The 19,028-nt window shown below is 57.2% G+C and carries 20 protein-coding genes and 1 tRNA gene; 13 read left to right on the forward strand and 8 right to left on the reverse strand.

The genetic code is table 11. The features are described 5' to 3' along the window. Positions 1 to 87 precede the first annotated feature (87 nt). Positions 88 to 846 carry an RNA methyltransferase gene (locus JI62_RS13015; RefSeq protein ID WP_088701329.1) on the reverse strand — a complete coding sequence of 253 codons (759 nt, stop codon included), beginning with the start codon at positions 844 to 846 and terminating at the stop codon, positions 88 to 90. A 199-nt stretch (positions 847 to 1,045) separates the two neighbouring features. On the opposite strand from JI62_RS13015, the gene JI62_RS13020 reads away from it, so the two are divergent. After that, positions 1,046 to 1,840 (forward strand): inositol monophosphatase family protein, encoded by a 795-nt coding sequence (locus tag JI62_RS13020; protein ID WP_088700571.1) that lies wholly within the window; start codon positions 1,046 to 1,048, stop codon positions 1,838 to 1,840. A gap of 134 nt (positions 1,841 to 1,974) precedes the next feature. Here the strand turns inward: JI62_RS13020 and secF are convergent, their stop codons facing one another. The 5 genes from secF to queA all read right to left on the reverse strand — a co-directional run bounded on the left by secF (position 1,975) and on the right by queA (position 7,618). Beyond that, complete coding sequence (secF, locus tag JI62_RS13025) at positions 1,975 to 2,901, reverse strand: protein translocase subunit SecF (protein ID WP_088700572.1); 927 nt, start codon at positions 2,899 to 2,901, stop codon at positions 1,975 to 1,977. Between the two features lie 34 nt (positions 2,902 to 2,935). Further along, the gene (gene secD / locus JI62_RS13030; RefSeq protein ID WP_088701330.1) at positions 2,936 to 4,789 is read right to left on the reverse strand and encodes a protein translocase subunit SecD; all 1,854 of its coding nucleotides are present in this window, start codon (positions 4,787 to 4,789) and stop codon (positions 2,936 to 2,938) included. Between the two features lie 133 nt (positions 4,790 to 4,922). After that, complete coding sequence (gene yajC, locus JI62_RS13035) at positions 4,923 to 5,249, reverse strand: preprotein translocase subunit YajC (protein ID WP_071695382.1); 327 nt, start codon at positions 5,247 to 5,249, stop codon at positions 4,923 to 4,925. Between the two features lie 122 nt (positions 5,250 to 5,371). After that, on the reverse strand, positions 5,372 to 6,493 hold the full coding sequence (gene tgt / locus JI62_RS13040) for a tRNA guanosine(34) transglycosylase Tgt (RefSeq protein WP_088701331.1): 1,122 nt from the start codon (positions 6,491 to 6,493) through the stop codon (positions 5,372 to 5,374). Between the two features lie 93 nt (positions 6,494 to 6,586). Beyond that, positions 6,587 to 7,618: a tRNA preQ1(34) S-adenosylmethionine ribosyltransferase-isomerase QueA gene (queA, locus tag JI62_RS13045; RefSeq protein WP_009286722.1), complete on the reverse strand. Its 1,032-nt coding sequence runs from the start codon at positions 7,616 to 7,618 to the stop codon at positions 6,587 to 6,589. Positions 7,619 to 7,732: 114 nt separating this feature from the next. Between queA and JI62_RS13050 the strand changes: the two genes are divergently transcribed. The 3 genes from JI62_RS13050 (at position 7,733) to JI62_RS13060 (ending at position 8,595) form a co-directional block, all read left to right on the forward strand. Next, positions 7,733 to 7,819: transfer RNA gene (locus JI62_RS13050), tRNA-Leu, on the forward strand. A gap of 21 nt (positions 7,820 to 7,840) precedes the next feature. Beyond that, positions 7,841 to 8,293 carry a type II toxin-antitoxin system RelE/ParE family toxin gene (locus tag JI62_RS13055; protein WP_240513238.1) on the forward strand — a complete coding sequence of 151 codons (453 nt, stop codon included), beginning with the start codon at positions 7,841 to 7,843 and terminating at the stop codon, positions 8,291 to 8,293. Continuing rightward, positions 8,290 to 8,595, forward strand: a complete 306-nt coding sequence (locus JI62_RS13060; protein ID WP_088700574.1) for an addiction module antidote protein — start codon at positions 8,290 to 8,292, stop codon at positions 8,593 to 8,595. The genes JI62_RS13055 and JI62_RS13060 overlap by 4 nt, the downstream gene beginning before the upstream one ends. Positions 8,596 to 8,597: 2 nt before the next feature. On the opposite strand, the gene JI62_RS13065 is transcribed toward JI62_RS13060, so the two are convergent. Beyond that, positions 8,598 to 8,882, reverse strand: coding sequence for a helix-turn-helix domain-containing protein (locus JI62_RS13065; RefSeq protein WP_088700575.1), 285 nt, complete (start codon positions 8,880 to 8,882; stop codon positions 8,598 to 8,600). Positions 8,883 to 8,990: 108 nt separating this feature from the next. Then, positions 8,991 to 10,361, reverse strand: coding sequence for a glycosyltransferase (locus tag JI62_RS13070; RefSeq protein ID WP_088700576.1), 1,371 nt, complete (start codon positions 10,359 to 10,361; stop codon positions 8,991 to 8,993). Between the two features lie 197 nt (positions 10,362 to 10,558). On the opposite strand from JI62_RS13070, the gene JI62_RS13075 reads away from it, so the two are divergent. From JI62_RS13075 to JI62_RS13115, 9 genes are all read left to right on the forward strand, one after another. Next, a complete protein-coding gene (locus JI62_RS13075) occupies positions 10,559 to 11,326 on the forward strand; it encodes a helix-turn-helix transcriptional regulator (RefSeq protein ID WP_088700577.1) in 768 nt (255 codons plus the stop codon). Between the two features lie 184 nt (positions 11,327 to 11,510). Next, a complete protein-coding gene (locus tag JI62_RS13080) occupies positions 11,511 to 11,867 on the forward strand; it encodes a RidA family protein (protein ID WP_008959745.1) in 357 nt (118 codons plus the stop codon). Between the two features lies 1 nt (position 11,868). Beyond that, positions 11,869 to 12,810 carry an ornithine cyclodeaminase family protein gene (locus tag JI62_RS13085; RefSeq protein WP_088700578.1) on the forward strand — a complete coding sequence of 314 codons (942 nt, stop codon included), beginning with the start codon at positions 11,869 to 11,871 and terminating at the stop codon, positions 12,808 to 12,810. A 90-nt stretch (positions 12,811 to 12,900) separates the two neighbouring features. Next, positions 12,901 to 13,974 (forward strand): TRAP transporter substrate-binding protein DctP, encoded by a 1,074-nt coding sequence (gene dctP / locus JI62_RS13090; protein ID WP_088700579.1) that lies wholly within the window; start codon positions 12,901 to 12,903, stop codon positions 13,972 to 13,974. Between the two features lie 101 nt (positions 13,975 to 14,075). After that, a complete protein-coding gene (locus JI62_RS13095) occupies positions 14,076 to 14,621 on the forward strand; it encodes a TRAP transporter small permease (protein WP_088700580.1) in 546 nt (181 codons plus the stop codon). Beyond that, positions 14,618 to 15,892 carry a TRAP transporter large permease gene (locus JI62_RS13100; protein WP_088700581.1) on the forward strand — a complete coding sequence of 425 codons (1,275 nt, stop codon included), beginning with the start codon at positions 14,618 to 14,620 and terminating at the stop codon, positions 15,890 to 15,892. The genes JI62_RS13095 and JI62_RS13100 overlap by 4 nt, the downstream gene beginning before the upstream one ends. A gap of 21 nt (positions 15,893 to 15,913) precedes the next feature. After that, positions 15,914 to 16,945 (forward strand): histone deacetylase family protein, encoded by a 1,032-nt coding sequence (locus tag JI62_RS13105; protein ID WP_088700582.1) that lies wholly within the window; start codon positions 15,914 to 15,916, stop codon positions 16,943 to 16,945. After that, positions 16,942 to 18,048, forward strand: coding sequence for a class II histone deacetylase (locus JI62_RS13110; protein ID WP_088700583.1), 1,107 nt, complete (start codon positions 16,942 to 16,944; stop codon positions 18,046 to 18,048). Before JI62_RS13105 ends, JI62_RS13110 begins: the two co-directional genes overlap by 4 nt. Continuing rightward, positions 18,045 to 18,998 carry a branched-chain amino acid transaminase gene (locus JI62_RS13115; RefSeq protein WP_088700584.1) on the forward strand — a complete coding sequence of 318 codons (954 nt, stop codon included), beginning with the start codon at positions 18,045 to 18,047 and terminating at the stop codon, positions 18,996 to 18,998. The genes JI62_RS13110 and JI62_RS13115 overlap by 4 nt, the downstream gene beginning before the upstream one ends. The last annotated feature ends 30 nt before the right edge of the window (positions 18,999 to 19,028 follow it).

The following is a 19,028-nucleotide window of genomic DNA, read 5'->3' on the forward strand; positions in this document are numbered from 1 at the left end:
AGTATCAATAGAGAAATCACGTTAGCAGAATAGCGAAGTTGGGGCACGCAGCGTCAACTTCAAGTTTAACGCTGCTGCTCTCACTGTTTACGGCTTGGGTGGCTTGATGTTCGCCGCCTTCTCGGTGGCCGACAAAATCCCGCGTAGAATATTCATTTCCATACGCTCTGGGCGTGCGCGCAGGTAGAGGCGGCGCAGTCTCGCCATTAGCTGCCGCGGCTGATCAGGGTCGTGAAAATCAATGCCAATCAGCGTGCGCTCCAAGTGTTCAAAATAGCGCTCAAGCTCTGCGTGGGTGGCTAGGTCATCGCTGGGCACTGTTGCAGTCGCATCCGCTTGGCCATATGCTTGATTTAACCAGGCCATACGGCACTCATAGGCGAGCACTTGCACCGCCGCAGCCAGATTGAGCGAGCTAAAGTCGGCATTGGTAGGGATATGCACGTGAGCGTGGCAGCGCTGTAGCTCGGCGTTGGTTAGGCCGCTGTCTTCGCGCCCAAACACCAGTGCCACGCGAGCATCAGCAGCCTGGCACTCGGTAGGCAGCCGGTCAGCTAATTCCCGCGGTGAGAGCATTGGCCAGGGCAGGGTGCGCGAGCGAGCGCTGGCACCCACGGCCAGGGTGCAGTCGGCTACTGCGTCTTCCAGCGTGGCGTGAACCTTGGCTTGGTGCAGGAGGTGATCTGCACCGGAAGCACGAGAAATACTGTCCTGGGTGATCACCTCACAACGAGGAGCGACCAGGGCCAAATCGGCCAACCCCATATTGTGCATGGCACGGGCGACGCCGCCGATGTTACCAGGATGGCTAGTGCCGATAAGAACAATGCGAATGCGCTCAAGCATGAAATAAGGCTCGGTGAATAAAAAGGCTCGGTGAATAAAGAAGGCGATTATTATCGCGTAAAGCGCGCAGTCTAGCATGAGTCGATGGCATGCCCGAGAGCGGTCTGCTAGAATTGCGCGCCAAAGGCGGCACCTGCGCCTACTTAATGCTCTATGCTTAGCATCACGTTCTTTAACATCACTGTCACAAGGCCCGATCATGAATCCGATGGTCCAATTTACGTTGCGTGCTGCGCGCGGCGCCGTTGAACACTTCCTACGCGTACGCGAACGTATTGAAAACGCGCACGATGAATTTAACCTTGACCGCCTGCTCGACGAGACGGCGCGCAAGGCCGAAGCGACGATTGTTCAGCAGTTGGAGCGCGGTTATCCCCAGCACGGTGTTACCGGCCGCTTCACCCCGCATCGCGCAGGAGAAGGCGAAGGCGCGGATATCGTCTGGAAAATTGAACCAATGCACGGCTACTCCAATTTAGCCGTCGCTGGTAAGGGCTTTGCACTCTCAGTGGTGTGTCTTATCAAAGGTCGTCCCGAACACGCAGTGATTATCTGCCCGTTCGCTGACGATGAGTATATCGCCAGCCGTGGTCGCGGCGCCCAGCACAACGACAAGCGCATGCGCGTTAGCAAGCCGACCGCCATTAGCGGTACACGCATGGCCATGAGCCTGCCGGAAGTTTGGCTGCGCCCGCGCAATTTACCTGCCTATTTAACCGTTTCACAGCAGCTTGCCCCACAGGTAGAAAACCTGCTGGCCACCGGCTGTGGGCTGCTGGATTTGTGTGAGTTGGCCACTGGGCGAGTGGATAGCGCTTTCGTGCTCGGCCTGGAAGAGCAGGATATGCTGGTAGGCACGCTGTTCCTGAAAGAGGCGGGCGCCTTGATGGGCACGCCGGACGGCCAGCCTGCGGTGAAAGTGGAAGGGCAGTTAATGGCCGCTGGGCCGCGTCTCTACAAGGCGCTGATCAAGCAGCTAACGCCGCACTTTTAAGTAAGTAGCCATTGCTAAGCTTTTAAAGGCAAAAGCGTTAAAGACGACCGTTTTAAAGACAAAAAAAGCCCCTGCTGGGTTTCCCAGCAGGGGCTTTTTTGTAGGCTAAATAAGAGGAGTAAAGAGATGCGCCGTTAAGGCAGCTCTTCCTCTTCTTCGTCGAGCTCTTTCTTGGTGGGAATCAAATCTTCCCGCGACAGCTTTAGCGGTAGCAGCAGCGCCGCGGCAATATAGATAGACGAGAACGTGCCCACTACGATACCGACCAGCAGCGCAATGGCGAAGTTCTCAATCATATCGCCGCCCAGCAGCAGCAGTGCGAGCAGTACCAGGACAGTGGTCCCAGAGGTGGCCAGAGTGCGCGAGAGCGTGGCGTTAATCGCTTCGTTGAAGATCTGCGGCATATCGTCGATGCGCGAGGTACGGATGGCTTCGCGGACGCGATCATAAACCACGATCGTATCGTTCAACGAGTAGCCGATCACTGCCAGGATGGCCGCCAATACGGTAAGGTCGAAATCGAGCTGAAACAGCGCAAAAACGCCCACCACAATCACTACATCGTGCAGTAGCGCCAGCAGTGCACCAATCGCAAACTTGTACTGAAAGCGGAAGGCGACATAGAGCATTACCACGCCGAGGGCGACCAGCATACCCAGCCCACTCTGGTCGCGCAGTTGGTCACCCACTTGGGCGCCAACAAACTCAGAGCGCACAAGATCCACGCTATCGCCACTGGATCGCAGCAGGTTAACGACCTCACCGCCTACGTCGGCATCAAACGCCTGCTGAAGACGAATCAATACTTCAGTTGAGGCTCCAAAGGTTTGCACGGAGACATCCTGGAAGCCGCTATCTTCAAGCAGTACCCGAATGGCATCTAATGAAGGGGCTGCGCCGTAGCGCACCTCAATTAGCGTGCCGCCGGTAAAGTCCAGCCCGAAATTCAGCTGTAGAATAATGATGGCAGCAATCGACGCGATTAACATGGCAGCCGAGACGATGTACGCAAATTTGCGCCGCCCCATAAAGTCGATTTGCAGATGTGATAGGGGTTTCATTACCACCTCTTAAGTTCTGGGCTAAGCGCGTGGATTAAATCCACAGCTTTTTGACGGGTTTGCTGCCATAAACCAAGTTGACCATGGCGCGGGTCACCATTAGAGCGGTGAACAGCGACGTCAAAATGCCGATAGAGAGCGTAACTGCAAACCCTTTGACGGGGCCGGTGCCAATCGAAAACAGAATAACGGCTACCAGCAGCGTGGTGATGTTAGCGTCGACGATGGATGAAAAGGCGCGTTCGTAGCCGGCTTGAATGGCCTGCTGAACGGACATACCGTTACGCAGCTCTTCACGTATTCGCTCAAAAATCAGCACGTTGGCATCCACTGCCATGCCCAGTGTCAGTACGATACCGGCAATGCCCGGCAGCGTAAGCGTGGCGCCCAGCATCGACATCACCGCGACCAGCAGCGTTAAGTTCAGTGCCAGGGCGATGTTGGCAAACACACCAAACACCTTGTAGCGCACCAGCATAAACAGCACGACCAGGAGCAGACCAATCTGCACTGAAAGCAGTCCACGCTCGATATTTTCAGCGCCCAGGCTTGGCCCAATCGTACGCTCTTGCACAAAGTAGATGGGGGCTGCCAGGGAGCCAGAGCGCAGCAGCAAGGCCAGTTCCGCAGCTTCCGTTGGCGAGTCTAACCCGGTGATCCGGAAGCTGTTGCCCAGGGCACTCTGAATCGTCGCCAGACTAATCAGACCACGCTCAACATAGGGCTCGCGCTCAATGGTCTCTTCGCCCGTTTCCGGGTCGACCACGACGGTGTCTTCACTCTTATGCTCAATGAACAGCACCGCCATATTGCGACCGATATTGGTGCGCGTGGCGCGATTCATCAGCGTGCCACCGGTGCCATCCAGGTTGATGTTGACCTGGGGGCGGCCATTTTCATCGAAGCTGTTGCTGGCACTGGAAACACTGTCACCGGTAATAATCACATCGCGCATTAGCTCTGCTGAACGTGCTGGGTCGTTACGGAAGGTGAGCGTTTCGGTTTCGTTCTCCGGTGTATCGTTGCGCGCTTCCAAACGGAATTCCAGGTTGGCGGTAGCGCCCACAATACGCTTGGCCGCCACCGTGTCTTGAACACCGGGCAGTTCTACAACGATTTGGTTGGGGCCTTGGCGCTGCACCATGGGCTCCGCAACCCCCAGCTCGTTGACCCGGTTGCGCAGGGTGGTCAAGTTCTGGTTGATCGCGTAATCCTGAATTTCGCTGACCGATTGATCGCTAAGCGTCATGACGAGCGTCGAGGCACGACCATCGCCTTCGCTGCTGTATTCAAAGTCAGGGAAGTCACGGCTGATCAGGCGCCTCGCTGTATCACGGTCTTCGCTGCTGGCAAAATCGATCGACAGCGTGCGCTCTTCGACATCGGTATTGCGATAGCGAATACGCTCACTGCGTAGCAGCTCACGCATGGCGCTGGCGTTAACTTCCAGGCGCTGGGTAAGCGCGGCATCCATATCCACTTCGAGCAGGAAGTGCACACCGCCGCGTAAATCAAGGCCCAGCGTCATGGGTGAGGCGGAGAACGCTTGAAGCCATTCGGGGGTGGCTTCGGCGAGGTTCAGCGCTACCGTTGCATCATCGCCTAACAGGTCAGAGGCAATGTCGCGTGCGTTGAGTTGATCATCGTCATGGCGCAAACGAATGAGCCACTGCCCGTTCTCTTCTTCGAGGGCTTTGATCTCAATGTCGTTTTCGCTAAGCGCGGTTTCAACGCGGTCTATCTGGCGCGCATCCAGCGAGTCGCCTTGGGCGCTGCTGATTTGGATGGCGGGGTCTTCGGGGAATAGATTGGGAAGCGAGTAGATAAGGCCAACCACCAGGACGACCAGTATCAGTAGATACTTCCACAGGGGGTAACGGTTGAGCATGCAAGCCCTGCCTTCAATTACAAACGGAATGCTGTGCACGGACACGCCGTGCACAGCAAAGTTCACCATCATTCATACCATGTCACCCCTGCCGGGGTGGCTGGCACTTAATCGGCAGGGGGCGTTACACGGCTTAGATGGACTTGATGGTGCCTTTAGGCAGTACGGCGGCAACGGCGTTCTTCTGCACGTTAACTTCGGTGCCTTCAGAGATCTCGATGGTGAGGAATTCGTCGCTCACCTTAGTGATACGACCCACCAAACCGCCGCCAATGACGATTTCGTCGCCTTTATCCAAGTTCGACACCAGCTGTTTGTGCTGCTTCGCACGCTTGGCCTGGGGGCGCCACAACAGGAAATAGAAAATCAGCACGAAGCCGACCAGCATGACGATTTGCGCAATACCACCGCCAGCAGCGGCTTCTTGGGCATGAGCTGGTGAGATGAAGAAATCCAGCATTGCAGAGAACTCCTGAGTTAGAAAAGCTTAGGTTTTTAGATGCTTGGTTTTTAAAAGCTTGGTTTTTTAAAACATGGCCAAACAGTTTAAACCACCCGCCAAGGCGCGTGGCGATTAATTCGTCAGGGCTGGCTTAGCGGAGGCACTGGTAAGCCGCGCCGTGCATAGAAGCCTTCCACAAAGGTCGTCAATGTACCCGCTTCAATTGCCGCGCGCAAATCAGCCATTACACGCTGGTAGTAGCGTAAGTTGTGGATGGTATTGAGCATCGAGCCGAGCATTTCATTACAGCGATCCAAATGGTGCAAATAGCCTCGTGAGAAATTCTGGCAAGTATGGCAATCGCACTCTTCATCGAGCGGGCGGGTATCAAAGCGGTGCTTGGCGTTACGAATTTTGACCGTGCCTTCCGAGGTGAACAGGTGGCCGTTACGCGCATTGCGGGTGGGCATTACGCAATCGAACATATCCACACCCCGGCGCACGCCTTCCACCAGGTCTTCAGGTTTGCCGACGCCCATTAAGTAGCGCGGCTTCTCATCAGGCATCCAGGTGGGCAGGTAGTCGAGCACCTTGATCATCTCTTCTTTAGGCTCGCCGACGGAAAGGCCGCCAATCGCCAAGCCATCAAAGCCGATCTCCAGCAGCCCTTTGAGCGAACGCTCGCGCAGCTCTGGGTGCATGCCGCCCTGAATGATACCGAACAGCGCAGAAGGCGAATCGCCGTGGGCGTCGCGGGAGCGTTTGGCCCAGCGTAGCGACAGCTCCATGGACTTCTCGGCTTCCTCAAAGGTGGCCGGGTAGGGCGTGCACTCGTCAAAGATCATTACCACATCGGAGCCTAGCGAGCGCTGAACCGCCATGGATTCTTCCGGGCCCATAAAGACTTTGCTGCCATCCACCGGCGAGCGGAAGTGCACGCCCTGCTCGGTGATCTTGCGCGTCTCACCTAGGGAGAAGACCTGAAAACCGCCGGAGTCGGTCAGAATCGGTTTGTCCCACTGGGCGAAGTCATGCAGATCGCCGTGAGCTTCAATCACCTCGGTGCCAGGGCGCAGCCACAGGTGAAAGGTGTTGCCAAGGATGATTTCGGCGCCGATCTCTTTGACGGAATCCGGCGTCATGCCTTTCACCGTGCCGTAGGTGCCCACTGGCATAAACGCTGGGGTCTCCACCGTGCCACGGGGGAAGTGGAGGCGGCCACGACGGGCGCGGCCATCGTCGGCCAGGCGCTCAAAGCGCATAAAGCATTCATTTCGCATATAAAGTAACTCGTTAATCTCGTTCGTTTGGCGCGACGGGTGCAGGGCAAGCGGGTCAACAATCAGCAACAATACCTAGCGGGTCAACAGCATGGCGTCGCCATAGCTAAAAAACGCATAGCGCTCGGCCACTGCCCGTTGATAGGCGTGCATGATGGTGTCATAGCCTACAAAGGAGGACACCAGCATCAGCAGCGTCGATTCGGGTAGATGGAAGTTGGTAATTAAAGCATCCACGCAGCGCCACTGGTAACCGGGATAGATAAAAATATCGGTATCACCACTATAAGGCGCGATCTGTCCATCGCTACTTTTCATGCAGGCGCTTTCCAGGCAGCGCACGCTGGTGGTGCCTACTGCCACCACGCGCTTACCTGCTGCCAGGGTCTCGCGTACTTGCTGGCAGGTGGCTTCCGTGACCTCAATCCACTCGCTGTGCATATGGTGTTCAAGAATATTGTCCACCCGCACCGGCTGAAAAGTGCCCGCGCCCACGTGTAGCGTGACAAAGGCACGGTTAATGCCTTTATCCGCCAGGGCATCCAGCAGCGGTTGATCAAAGTGCAATCCTGCGGTCGGCGCGGCGACGGCACCATCACGCCGAGCGTACACGGTCTGGTAGCGTTCACGGTCGCTGAGTTCGTCTTCGCGGGTAATGTAGGGCGGCAGCGGCATATGGCCGTGCTTTTCAAGCAGCGCAATCATCGGCGTATCGCCCAAAAAGCGCAGCTCAAACAGCGCATCACGGCGGCCTTCTACGATGGCGTGAATATCGCCCTCGAAAATCAGCTCGGTGCCGGGCTTCGGCGATTTACTCGAACGGATATGCGCCAAGCCACGGTGAGCATCCAGCGGGCGCTCCAACAGCATCTCCACTTTGCCGCCGCTGGCCTTATGGCCGTGCAGGCGCGCCGGAATTACCCGGGTGTCGTTAAATACCAGTAGGTCGCCGGGCTCTAAAAGCTCAAGCAAATCAGGAAAACGACGATGCTCCAGCGCACCGCTCTGGCCATCCACGCACAGCAAACGGCAGTCGCTACGCTGCTCAGAAGGGTAGCGAGCAATTAATTCGTCGGGTAGCTCGTAATGAAAATCCGCGCGCTGCATGGCGTATAACTCTTAGCGTTGATCAAACAGGCGGCATAGGATAGCGCTTTGGCTGCATAAAGTCAGTCAATGTGATTGACCTACCTCGACATTTACGTATAATGCGCAGCCATTGCCGGTGTGGCGGAATTGGTAGACGCAGCGGATTCAAAATCCGCCGCCTTTACGGGTGTGCCAGTTCGAGTCTGGCCACCGGCACCAAATTTAAAATCAGGCACTTAGGTGCCTTTTTTTGTATCTGTAATTCCTATCGTATGCGTGTTTGGTCGCGTTCTGGTCGCACCCTCCACAAAGATATTTGTTGACGCCTGCAAGATTGTAGCTTTTAGGCTACATTGTTTTATGACGTCTCTCTCGCATTACTTGACCGCGGATGGTCATGACCCCTTCCAAGCTTGGTTAGATGCTACCAAGGCGAAAGACCGGCAAGCTGCTATGCGCGTATTAACGCGCCTTAACCGGCTTGTAGCCGGTAATGCGGGCGATACTAAAAGCGTCGGCGACGGTGTGATGGAGCTTCGTATCGATTATGGCCCAGGCTATCGCGTCTATTACGCTAAAGTGGGAAGACGGTTGGTTCTTCTATTAACCGGAGGTACTAAAAAACGCCAGCAGGCTGATATTGAACAGGCGAAGGCATTTTTAGTGGACTACCGTAAGAGGTTGAAGAAATGAAAAGCCATGATGATGCTGTGATTACCATGCTTCGTGAAGATCCTGATATGGCTGTCGATTATCTACGCACCGCTTTTGATGAGTTGGATGAGGAAGGCGGGGAAACGGCCTTTCTTATGGCGCTTCGCCATGTGGTGGAGGCCCAGGGTGGAATGGCAGTCGTTGCTGAACGGGCCAAGCTATCAAGGGAAAGTCTGTATCGCGCGTTATCGCCTAAGGGGAACCCTACCTTGCGCACTATGACTGCGGTCATCAAAGCCACGGGCGTACACTTTCATGACTTAACCCGGCAGGCTTCGTGAGTTTAGCTAGATAGCTTGGGTCTGTTGGCGTTACTCGCATCACACTCTAATTGAGCCAAGCATTCCTGCATTTTCGCTTCGCTGATATCTCGAAACTGGCCTTTTAGCAGGGCAGACATTTTAGGCTGAGGTAAGCCTGTTAATTCAACCACTCTGCCCCGGGAAAGTCTGCGCTGTTTGATCACTTCGCCAATGGTGGCGGCAAGCCGTGCTTTGAATAGCGTTTCTTCAGCATTATGGCTGTGAATGTCGTCATAAACATTTTCAGTGCTTTCTTCAATGTGCATTAGTTTCCCCTTGGCGTGCTTTCCACCGATGTCAATCGTTTTCGAGTTTCCTGAATATTGAGCTTGGGCTGTAACTTTAAACTCGTAAGGAAAACTAGATTTTAGTGCTTACCTCCCCGCATTAGCCAACCGCTCATCCGTAAGCTTTCGGTAAAGGGTCACAAGGTTCTCGCTTTTGGCATCCTCGTGCCAACTGGCAGCATAGACTTGGGCACGCTGAGCTAGCTGTTGGCGCAGGGTTTCATCATTTAGCAGGCGATTGACCTTGGCGGCGAAGTCGTCATGGTTATCCTCGGCGATCAGGCAGCCTTCGCCTTCTTTTAATACATCCAGCGTGCCCATCATGGCGGTGGAAACCACCGGCGTGCCCAGTGCCATCGCCTCCAGCAGTACCAGCCCTTGGGTTTCCGTGCGTGATGCAAACACAAAAACGTCGGCGGCGCGGTAGGCGGCTTGCAGTGGGCCGTGGCGGTCGAGATAACCGAGAAACAGCACTGCGTCTGCCACGCCCACTTCCTGGGCGCGCTGAACAAGCGAGTCATGGGCCGGGCCTTCGCCGGTAATGATCAGCCGGGCGGTGGGGTGTTCGGTTAATACCTTGGGGAGCATGTCGATCAGAAAGTCTATGTTCTTCTCAAAAGCGGCGCGGCCGACATAAAGCAGCAGCTGTGCTTCCTGAGGCAGGTGGTAGTGAGCCCGAAAGTCGCTATCATCCTGGGTTCCCTGTGTGTGGCAGAACGACTCCAGCGAGAGGCCGGTGGGAATCACCTTGGTTGGCGTGGTTACGCCGTAGCGGGTTAGCGCTTGCTGCATTGCTTGGGAGGGTGCCACCAAGGCGTCGAGTTGCTGGCACTGGTGCACTGAAAGTCGGCGCGCGGCAAGTTGCAGCCAGCGTCGTGGCAGCCAGCGGATATAGTGATGAACATACTCCTCAAACAATGTGTGATAGGTCGCTACCACTGGAAGCCCGAGCCGACGCCCCAGCGCTACCCCGGCATAGTGGGCGGTAAAGGGCGTATGGACATGAATAAGGTCAAAGGCTTCGGCGGCAAGCTGCGGTTTCAGGGCCATCAAGTCCCGGTAGCGCATCATGCGATCCTCTGGGTCGCCGGGTACCTGGCGCGAGTGGATGCGCAGTACGCCCGGTTCGTCCACTTGGCCTACGGGATAATCGGGACAGATCAGCGTGACCGAGTGGCCCAAACGCTCAAGGGCACCGCGAAAACTGGCGATGGAGGTGGAAACGCCATTAACGCGGGGGAAGTAGACATCCGAAATCATCAGTATCTTCAAACCGCTCAACGGCGTCTCGGTCGTTGACGCCGCTGAGTGAAACAGCGTCAAAGCTGATGCCAGCCGTGCCTCTCGGTCGGCTTTACGCTGCAGGTGAAGGGCATTGCCGTTGGCTAATTGCATTAGGGCCGCGACTTCCTGGTCACTGAGAGGAGGGCTGAAAGAGGGGCGTCGGCGCTGTGGCATGTTGTTTGGACTCTTGTGGCAGCTTATGAACAAGCTATCTCGAGTCCATGACTGGCGGATGACAGCCGGCGCGCTTAGTCAATGCCCGTACACCTACCCGCCAGAGCGTTAGCTCACGGTTGGCTGCTCGCTCGCTTTTTGTTGCCTAGCCGTTTTATAGTGCTGAAATAGCATTCGACGAAATACGGTAACCTTCCATGGCCCTTTTTGAGCTGCACAGCCGCAACTTAGCCCAAGAGCAGGTGGCCCATACCCACGACTTCCATCAACTTATTCTGGCTACCTGTGGCGTTACGGAGCTCTCGATGGAGGGGCAAGGAGAAAGGGTGACCGCCCGCCGTGGCTGTCTGATTCCCTCGTCGCGCCACCACGAGTACCAGGGCGATGGCAGCAACCGTACCTTGGTGTTGGATATACCCGTTGCCCAGTTAGCGTCGCTTGAGAAAGGCAGCGAGATTGAGCGCCTCTTCGATAAACCGCGCTTTTTCAGCGTCCCTCCCGCGTTAAACCAGCTCACTCACGCCCTGGCCAATCAGCTTGAGCAGTGCCCTGGGCTGCAGAATGAAATTGCGATTCTGCTGCTACGCGCGCTGACCATGTATCTGCATGACGCGACTCCCGCAGCGGTTGGGCAGTTGGGCCAACACTGTATTAGCGAACGCCTCGACCTTGCTCGTTTGGATGCCTGGCTGGATCAACATCTGGCTGATGAGATCCGCGTGGAACAGCTAGCCTCCCTATGTGCCTTGAGCCCAGGGCACTTCCATAGCTGCTTTCGTGAGCTAACTGGCGTGACGCCGCTGGCGTATGTACAGCGCAGGCGCCTAGAGCACGCCCGTACGCTGGTTCGCCATAGCACGCTGAGCCTGGGGCATATCGCTATGCTGGTGGGCTTTCGCGATCAGGGCAGTTTCTCCCGCGCTTATCGGCGCTATTTTGAAGTCTCTCCTTCGTCTGATAGATAGACCCTCTCTTAGATAGCCATACCTCCCAGATAGCCGCTTTCAGTAAATGGCTTCTTCCTGAAAACTGCCTGCATGACTTCCGGGCAAATCTACCGCAGTGTCGGGCAAGTAATTTTGCGTTAAGCGTTTTAGTCTCTGAAGACATCTTTTTATAACGGCAAAACCTCTTTCAAGGAAAAACACCATGGGCGTGACCTATCAAGACAGCAATGCGCGTATGAGCCAAGTGGCGATTCACAACGGCACCGTTTACCTCGCAGGCCAGGTTCCCCCTGATGCCACAGCGGATATGCGCGGCCAAACCGAGCAGGTGCTGGCACGTATCGATCAACTGCTGGCTCAGGCGGGCACCTCGAAAGAGCATCTGATCTCGGCGCAAATCTGGGTCACCAGCATGGCGGAGTTCGACCAAATGAACGCTGCCTGGGATGCCTGGGTCGTCCCCGGTCGTCCGCCGGTGCGTGCAGCCCTTGAAGCCCAGCTCGCCAAGCCCGAGTGGAAAGTGGAGATCATGGTGGTAGCCGCGCTGCCGGAGGCCTGATATGCGGGTTGTTTCTGCTGAAGAGGTCACGCGCCACCTGACGTGGGAGGGCTTGATCAAGCGGCTACACACCACCTTCGTGAATGGCGTGGAGTCTCCTCCCCGCCATCACCATGCGATGCACCGGCCGGATGGCGAAGCCACCATGCTGCTAATGCCCGCCTGGGAAGCGGCGGGCTATATCGGCGTGAAAATGGTCAACGTGTTTCCGCAAAACGCCGACCACGGAATCCCGGCGATCTCTGGGCTTTATTTGCTCAGCGAGGGTAAACACGGCCAGCCATTGGCGTGTATCGACGGCAGCGAGTTAACCCGGCGTCGCACGGCGGCAGCCTCCGCGCTGGCCGCCCAAGCCTTGGCGGTTGAAAACGCAGAGACGCTGCTGGTAGTGGGTACCGGCAAGCTGGCACCCATGGTGATCGAAGCCCACGCCAGCGTGCGGCCTATCAAGCGGGTGCTAATTTGGGGGCGTAACCCCAGCAAAGCAGCAGCGATTGCCGACGAGTACGCCGAACGCTTCGAAACCCACGTAGTGGAAGACCTGGCGGATGCCGTGGCAGAAGCGGACATCATTAGCTGCGTAACGCTCTCCACCCAGCCGCTGATCAAGGGCGAGTGGCTAACGCCCGGCACCCACCTGGATCTGATCGGTGCATTTCGACCGCAGATGCGCGAGACCGATGCGCTGTGTCTGCGCCGCTCAGAGGTATTTGTGGATACCTACGCCGGTGCCAAAGGCGAGGCGGGCGACATTCTGCAAGCCATTGACGAGGGTGAGTTCCAGTTCGACCAGATTCAGGCGGAGCTTGCTGAGGTGCTAACCGGGACTAAAGCGGGGCGCTCCGTACCGGAGGCCATCACGCTATTCAAATCGGTAGGCGCTTCCCTGGAAGATTTAGCCGCCGCTATTGAAGTGTGGGAGTCACTGCCCGAACAGCCATAACGATTGCCATAACAACAACACCATCGCTACCCGATGGGTAGCCACGTCACTCATAACGAAGACCGATCAATAATCAAAACGAGGTGTGTTATGAACGCTAAAAAAACCGTATTTATCGCCGCCCTGGCGGCGCTCCCATTGGCGATTGCCAGCGCCAATGCACAGGCGCAGTCCTATGAAATGGTGATTGCCACGCAGTTGCCCGAGGATATGAGCAATAACGAAATCTATCCGGCGCTGGTGCACTTTAAGAACCTAGTGGAAGCACGAACCGACGGGGATCTTGAGGTTACGATCTTCGGCGGCGGCCAGCTAGGTTCCGAGGTGGAGAACGGCTCGGAAGTGCAGGGCGGGCGTACGCTACAGTCAACGATTATGTCCGCCGGGGCGATGTCCTCTTTCTACGAAGACTACCAGGTCGTCACCGCACCGTTCCTGTTCACCAACTGGCGTCAGGCGTGGAGTTTCTTTGATAGCGAATGGTTTGCCGACTTTATGTCCGGCACCGTCGAAGCTGCCGACATGCGTTACCTGGGAACCTTCGACGATGGCGGTGGCTTCGTCGCCTTCACCAATAACGTGCGCTTGATTGAGACCGTCGAGGATTTAGAAGGCCTCAATATTCGTACCGAAGAGAACCCCGCCCACGTGGCAATCATGCGCTCGCTTGGCGCTTCTGCCACACCGCTGCCTTGGGGCGAGCTGATCACCGCGCTGGAAACCGGTCTTGCCGATGGCCAGTTCAATGCGCCGGTGCTCAATACCACCTTCAACTTCGATGCGGTCACCGACTACACCACGCTCACCGGGCATGTGTATAACAGCGCCCCCTGGGTGGTCAGTGAGTCCTGGTACCAATCGCTGCCGGAAGAGCATCAGCAGGCGGTAATCAGCTCCGCTCGGGAAGCGATTCAACTGAGCCACGGTATGTCAGGCGCTTTGGCTACCGCAAGCTGGGTGGAGTCCTGCGAACGCTTTGAAGAGTGCTACCTGATGCCCGACGCCGAGCGTGAGCGGATGGCGGAAATTGCCCGGCCCGCTTGGCAGGAGTGGATCGTCGATGACTTCGGTATGGACGAAGCCCGCGTACAGGGGCTGCTGGACGAAGTTGAACGCGTCGGCCAGCAGTTGGCAGAGGACGACTACCGCATTTATGGCCAATAAAGTCTGGGTCAATATAACCGAGGTCAAAAAAAACAAGGCCAATAACGGTTAGCGAACGATAAACGCTGGGGCGATGTGAGGCCCCAGCGTGAGGAAAAACCATGGGCGTTTTAACTCCTTTGCGCCGCGTGAGCGACCTCGTCAATCAGGTGGCCATCGTGGTGTGTGTGGGCTGTATTCTGGCGATGCTGGGCATCTCGTTCACGGCGTTTCTCTACAAGCTGATCACCGGCAGTACGCTTAGCTGGACCTACTCGCTGGCGCGGCTGTTTCTGCCCTGGATCGGCTTTCTTTCCATGACGATTTCACTGCGCTATGGCGAGCACGTCGCCATGACCCTGCTGGTTCGCAGCTTGCCCCGCGTGATGGTGCAGGTGGCTGCCGGGCTCTGTTTGGCGGTGATTGGCCTGTTTGCGCTAATGCTGACGTGGTACGGCTGGGACTACTTTAGCAGCGCCACCCAGGTCTATATGGTCTCTGACCAAATCCGCATTCCCAGCAAGTTCACCGCCATTGTCATACCCATTAGCGGTGTGATTATGCTGCTGCATCTGGTGCATGGCTTTGCCCTACTGGAGCACTTCATCGATGAGCAAGACGTGATTGGCGGACTCATCGACACCACTGATCGGGAGCACCGCTCATGACCCCTGCAATTATTGCGTTTGTCGTGCTGCTGTTTATTGGTGCGCCGGTGGCCGTGGTGATGGCCATGTCGGGTCTAGCGGGTGGCTTTGCCATGGGCGGCGAGCGCATGCTCGGCATCATCGCCGACCGAATGTTCTCCGGCGTCTCCGGCTTTCTGCTGATTGCCGTGCCCTACTTTATTTTTACCGCTGAGCTGATGAATCAGGGCGGACTAACCCATAAATTGATCGCCTTCAACAATGCGCTGTTCGGCCGGGTGCGCGGGTCACTCTCCCACGTTAATATCTCGGTCTCGGTGTTCTTTGCGGGCCTCACCGGCGCGGCGGTCACCGATACCGTCGCCATCGGCAAAATCATGATCCCTGAGATGAAAAAGCAGGGCTACGATGCCGAATACGCCGCTGCGGTGACCGCCTGTTCTTCCATCATCGGGCCGATTATTCCCCCAAGCGTGGTGATGGTGGTGTACGCCACGCTGCTGCGGGATATTTCGGTGATTGACCTGTTTGCCGGTGGCATTATTCCCGGACTGTTGATGGCGCTGGCGCTGCTGGGCGTCAGCTTCTTCCTGGCCTGGAAGCGCAACTACCCGAAACAGGCTCCTACACCCTTTAAGGCGGCCATCATTGCACTGTTAGTCGCGCTGCCTGCGATGGTAGTGCCGCTGATTATTCTTGGCGGGATTCTCTCGGGGCTCACCACGATTACCGAAGCCTCGGGGTTTGCGGCGGTTTACGCCATCGTCATTGGCGTGGTGTTCTACCGTAATCTGACCTGGCGCAAAATCTGGGATGCGCTGGTGACCACGGTGCGCTTCTCCGGCGTGGTGTTTTTTCTACTGGCAACCTCGGCGGTATTGGGCTGGTTCGTCACCCGCTCAGGCATCGCCAGGGAGGCGGCCAGCATGATCACCACCTTTAGCGATGTAGCCTTTGTGCAACTGATGCTGGTGTGTCTGCTACTCTTGGTGATTGGCACGGTGATGGATGTGCTGCCTGCACTGGTGGTCATTGCGCCGGTGCTGGTGCCAGCGATGATCCAACTAGGCTTTGACCCGCTCCACTTCGCGATCCTGATGATCGTGGTGCTCAATATCTCCAATGTGACGCCACCGGTGGGAATGACGCTGATGACCGCCGCGCGAATAGCCGAGGTGCCCTATGAACGGGCGATAGTGGCCTCGCTGCCGTTTTACGTGTCATTTCTGGTGGTGATTGTGTTGCTGGCGGCGTTTCCGGCGCTCTCTACCTGGATTCCGTCACTGCTGTAATTTAGCTAAGGACTGCGACCCATGAAGTGTTTTTATCACCCTGACCAGGCGTTGCATGCGCCGCCGACCTTTCTGTTGCGCGGCCAGCCCGCGCCCTCGCCGGAAGGGCCGGTGCGCGCTGAGCTGCTTACCCAGGGGCTGGCATCGGCAGGGCTGACCCTGTCCACGCCTGCAGAGGCCGATTCGCCTACGCTGCGCAAGCGCCTGGAGCAGATTCATACGCCGCGTTATCTCGCGTTTTTGGACACCATTTACGCTCGCTGGCAGGCGCTGCCCAATGCGGCGGAAGTGGTTGCGCCCAACATTCACCCTTGCGGAGGTGGCTACCACTACCCGCGCCACCCGATTGGCCAGGCAGGCTGGCATTTGCACGATATGGCCTGCCCGCTGGGAGCAACGAGCTTTCAAGGCGCGCTCGCCTCAGCGGCTAGCGCCGAAGCGGCGGCAGAAGAGGTGCTTAATGGCGCATCTACAGCCTACGCATTGTGTCGCCCGCCGGGTCATCATGCCGGGCCGGAGCGCGCCGGGGGCTTTTGCCTGCTGAACAATTCAGCGCTGGCCGCCACGGTGCTGCGCGAACGTTTTGCCAAGGTGGCGATCATCGATGTGGATCTGCATCACGGCAATGGCACCCAGGATATTTTCTACCATCGCAGCGATGTCTGGACAGGTTCGCTGCACGCTGACCCCAGTGATTTCTACCCGTTCTTTTGGGGCGGCGCTGATGAAGAGGGCTTTGATGACGGCGTAGGCGCTAACGTTAATCTGCCCCTGCCGGTGGGCAGCGATGGAGACGTTTATCTCGATGCCCTGGCGATTCTGATTGATCACCTGCAGCGCTACGAGCCAGAGGCCGTGGTCGTCGCATTAGGCTTAGACGCCCATAAGGATGACCCGCTGGCAGGGCTCACCGTGGAAACAGAAGCCTTTGTCGAGCTCGGTAAACGTTTGGCTGCGTTGGCGCTGCCCACCGTTATTGTGCAAGAGGGCGGCTACCCCACCGAACATCTAAGCGCCAACCTGGCTGCCTTTATGCAGGGCTTTACGGCATGAGCACCACCGGTTTTTACTGGCACGAGCGCTGCTTTTGGCATGATTTAGGCGCCATTGGGGTGTTCTCCGCTCCTGGCGAGTTCTTACAGCCTCAGGCGGCGTCTGAAAGCCCTGAGAGCAAACGGCGGCTGAAGAATATCCTCGAAGTCAGCGGCCTGATTGACGAGCTCCGCGTGGTGAAACCGCCTGCCGCGACGCTGGATGATCTGCTGCGTTTTCATAGCCCGCGTTATTTAGATCAGCTGCAGGCGGGGGATAAAGCCCGGGGCGGCAACGGCGGCGACTGTGCACCTTATATGCCCGGCAGTTGGGCGGCAGCAACACACTCCACAGGACTGGCCATTGCCGCCGTTGAAGCCGTGGCACAGGGCGAGGTGAGCAACGCCTACGCCCTATGCCGCCCGCCGGGGCACCATGCGGAAGCGGATCAAGGTCGTGGGTTCTGCCTACTGGGCAATATACCCGTGGCGGTGATGCGTGCCCGCGCTTTAGGGCAGGTCAAACGCGTGGCGATACTCGATTGGGATGTTCACCACGGCAACGGCCAGCAGGCGGCGTTTTATGACGAGCCCGATGTGTTGACCCTTTCAATTCATCAAGCCGCAAACTACCCGCTGGAAACCGGCAGCTTTGACGAACAGGGCGAAGGAGCAGGCCTGGGCGCTAATCTCAATCTGCCGCTGCCCCCAGGCTGCGGGCTGGGCGCCTACGCCTACGCGATGGAGAAACTGGTGCTGCCCGCACTAGAGGCATTCAGGCCAGAACTGATCGTCGTGGCCTGTGGTTACGACGCCTGCGCTAAGGACCCGTTAGGCAAGATGCTACTGAACAGCCAAGCGTTCGCCACCATGACCGGTCAGCTAAAGGAGTTAGCCGAGCGCTGCTGTGAAGGCAAGCTGGTGTTTATTCACGAAGGTGGCTACTCCGAAGGCTATGTACCGCTGTGCGGCCACGCGGTGATCCAAACCCTGGCGGGTAGTGCGATTAGCGTGTCCGACCCGCAAAACGATGAAATTGCCGCTTGGGGCTATCAGGCCCTGCAACCGCACCAGCAGACGTTGATCGATGACTGGTGCCAACAGTGGGAGCAACGCAAACAATGACACCGCTTTATGACCGCGATGGCTGGATTTGGCAGGATGGCGAATGGCGCGCGTGGCGCGACGCCAAGGTGCATGTGTTGTCTCATACACTGCACTACGGCATGGGCTGTTTCGAGGGCGTGCGCGCTTATGCTGGCCCCAACGGAACGCATCTTTTCAGAGCCGCTGAACATACCCGCCGTTTAGCAGAGAGCGCCCATTCGCTGGATATGCCGCTGCCGTTTAGCGAAGCGGAACTGATAGAAGCCCAGCGCCAGTGCCTGGCGAAAAACAACCTGCGCAGCGCCTACCTTAAGCCCACAGTGTTTTTCGGCGCGGAAGGTATGGGGCTGCGTGCTCAAGGATTAACCACCCACGTCCTGGTGGCCGCCTGGGATTTGGGCCCCTACATTTCGCCCCAGGCCGCGACACACGGCTTGCGCGCGCTAACCTCCTCCTGGGCGCGTCATCACGTCAATATCAGCCTGTGCCGGGCAAAGACTAACGGCCACTACGTTAATTCGATACTGGCGCTGAATACCGCGATCAAAGCCGGGTTTGATGAAACCATTATGCTTGACCCGGAGGGCTATGTTGCCGAAGCCTCGGCCGCCAATATCTTCTTGCTCCGCGACGGCGTGCTGCACACCCCGGAAGTGACCTCCTGCCTTCAAGGCATCACCCGGGACAGCGTGATTCAACTGGCGCAAAAAGTGCTGGGTATTGAGGTGCGCGAGCGACGGATAACCCGCGACGAGCTGTATACCGCCGATGAGGCATTTTTAACCGGCACCGCCGCCGAAATACTGCCGCTGCGCGAGCTGGATGGCCGTCGTATTGGCGGTCGCGCGGGCGCACCGCCCGTTAACGAACCCATCAGTCCCGACAGTGTCACGGCTCAACTGCAGGGCTTATATCGCCAGGCGGTGCGTGGTGAGCTGGATGATTTCAGACACTGGTTAACGCCTTAGGGCTATAGGGGGTGGAAGTACAGACTATGC

This window comes from Halomonas campaniensis (assembly GCF_002211105.1).
GTDB lineage: Bacteria > Pseudomonadota > Gammaproteobacteria > Pseudomonadales > Halomonadaceae > Vreelandella > Vreelandella campaniensis_A.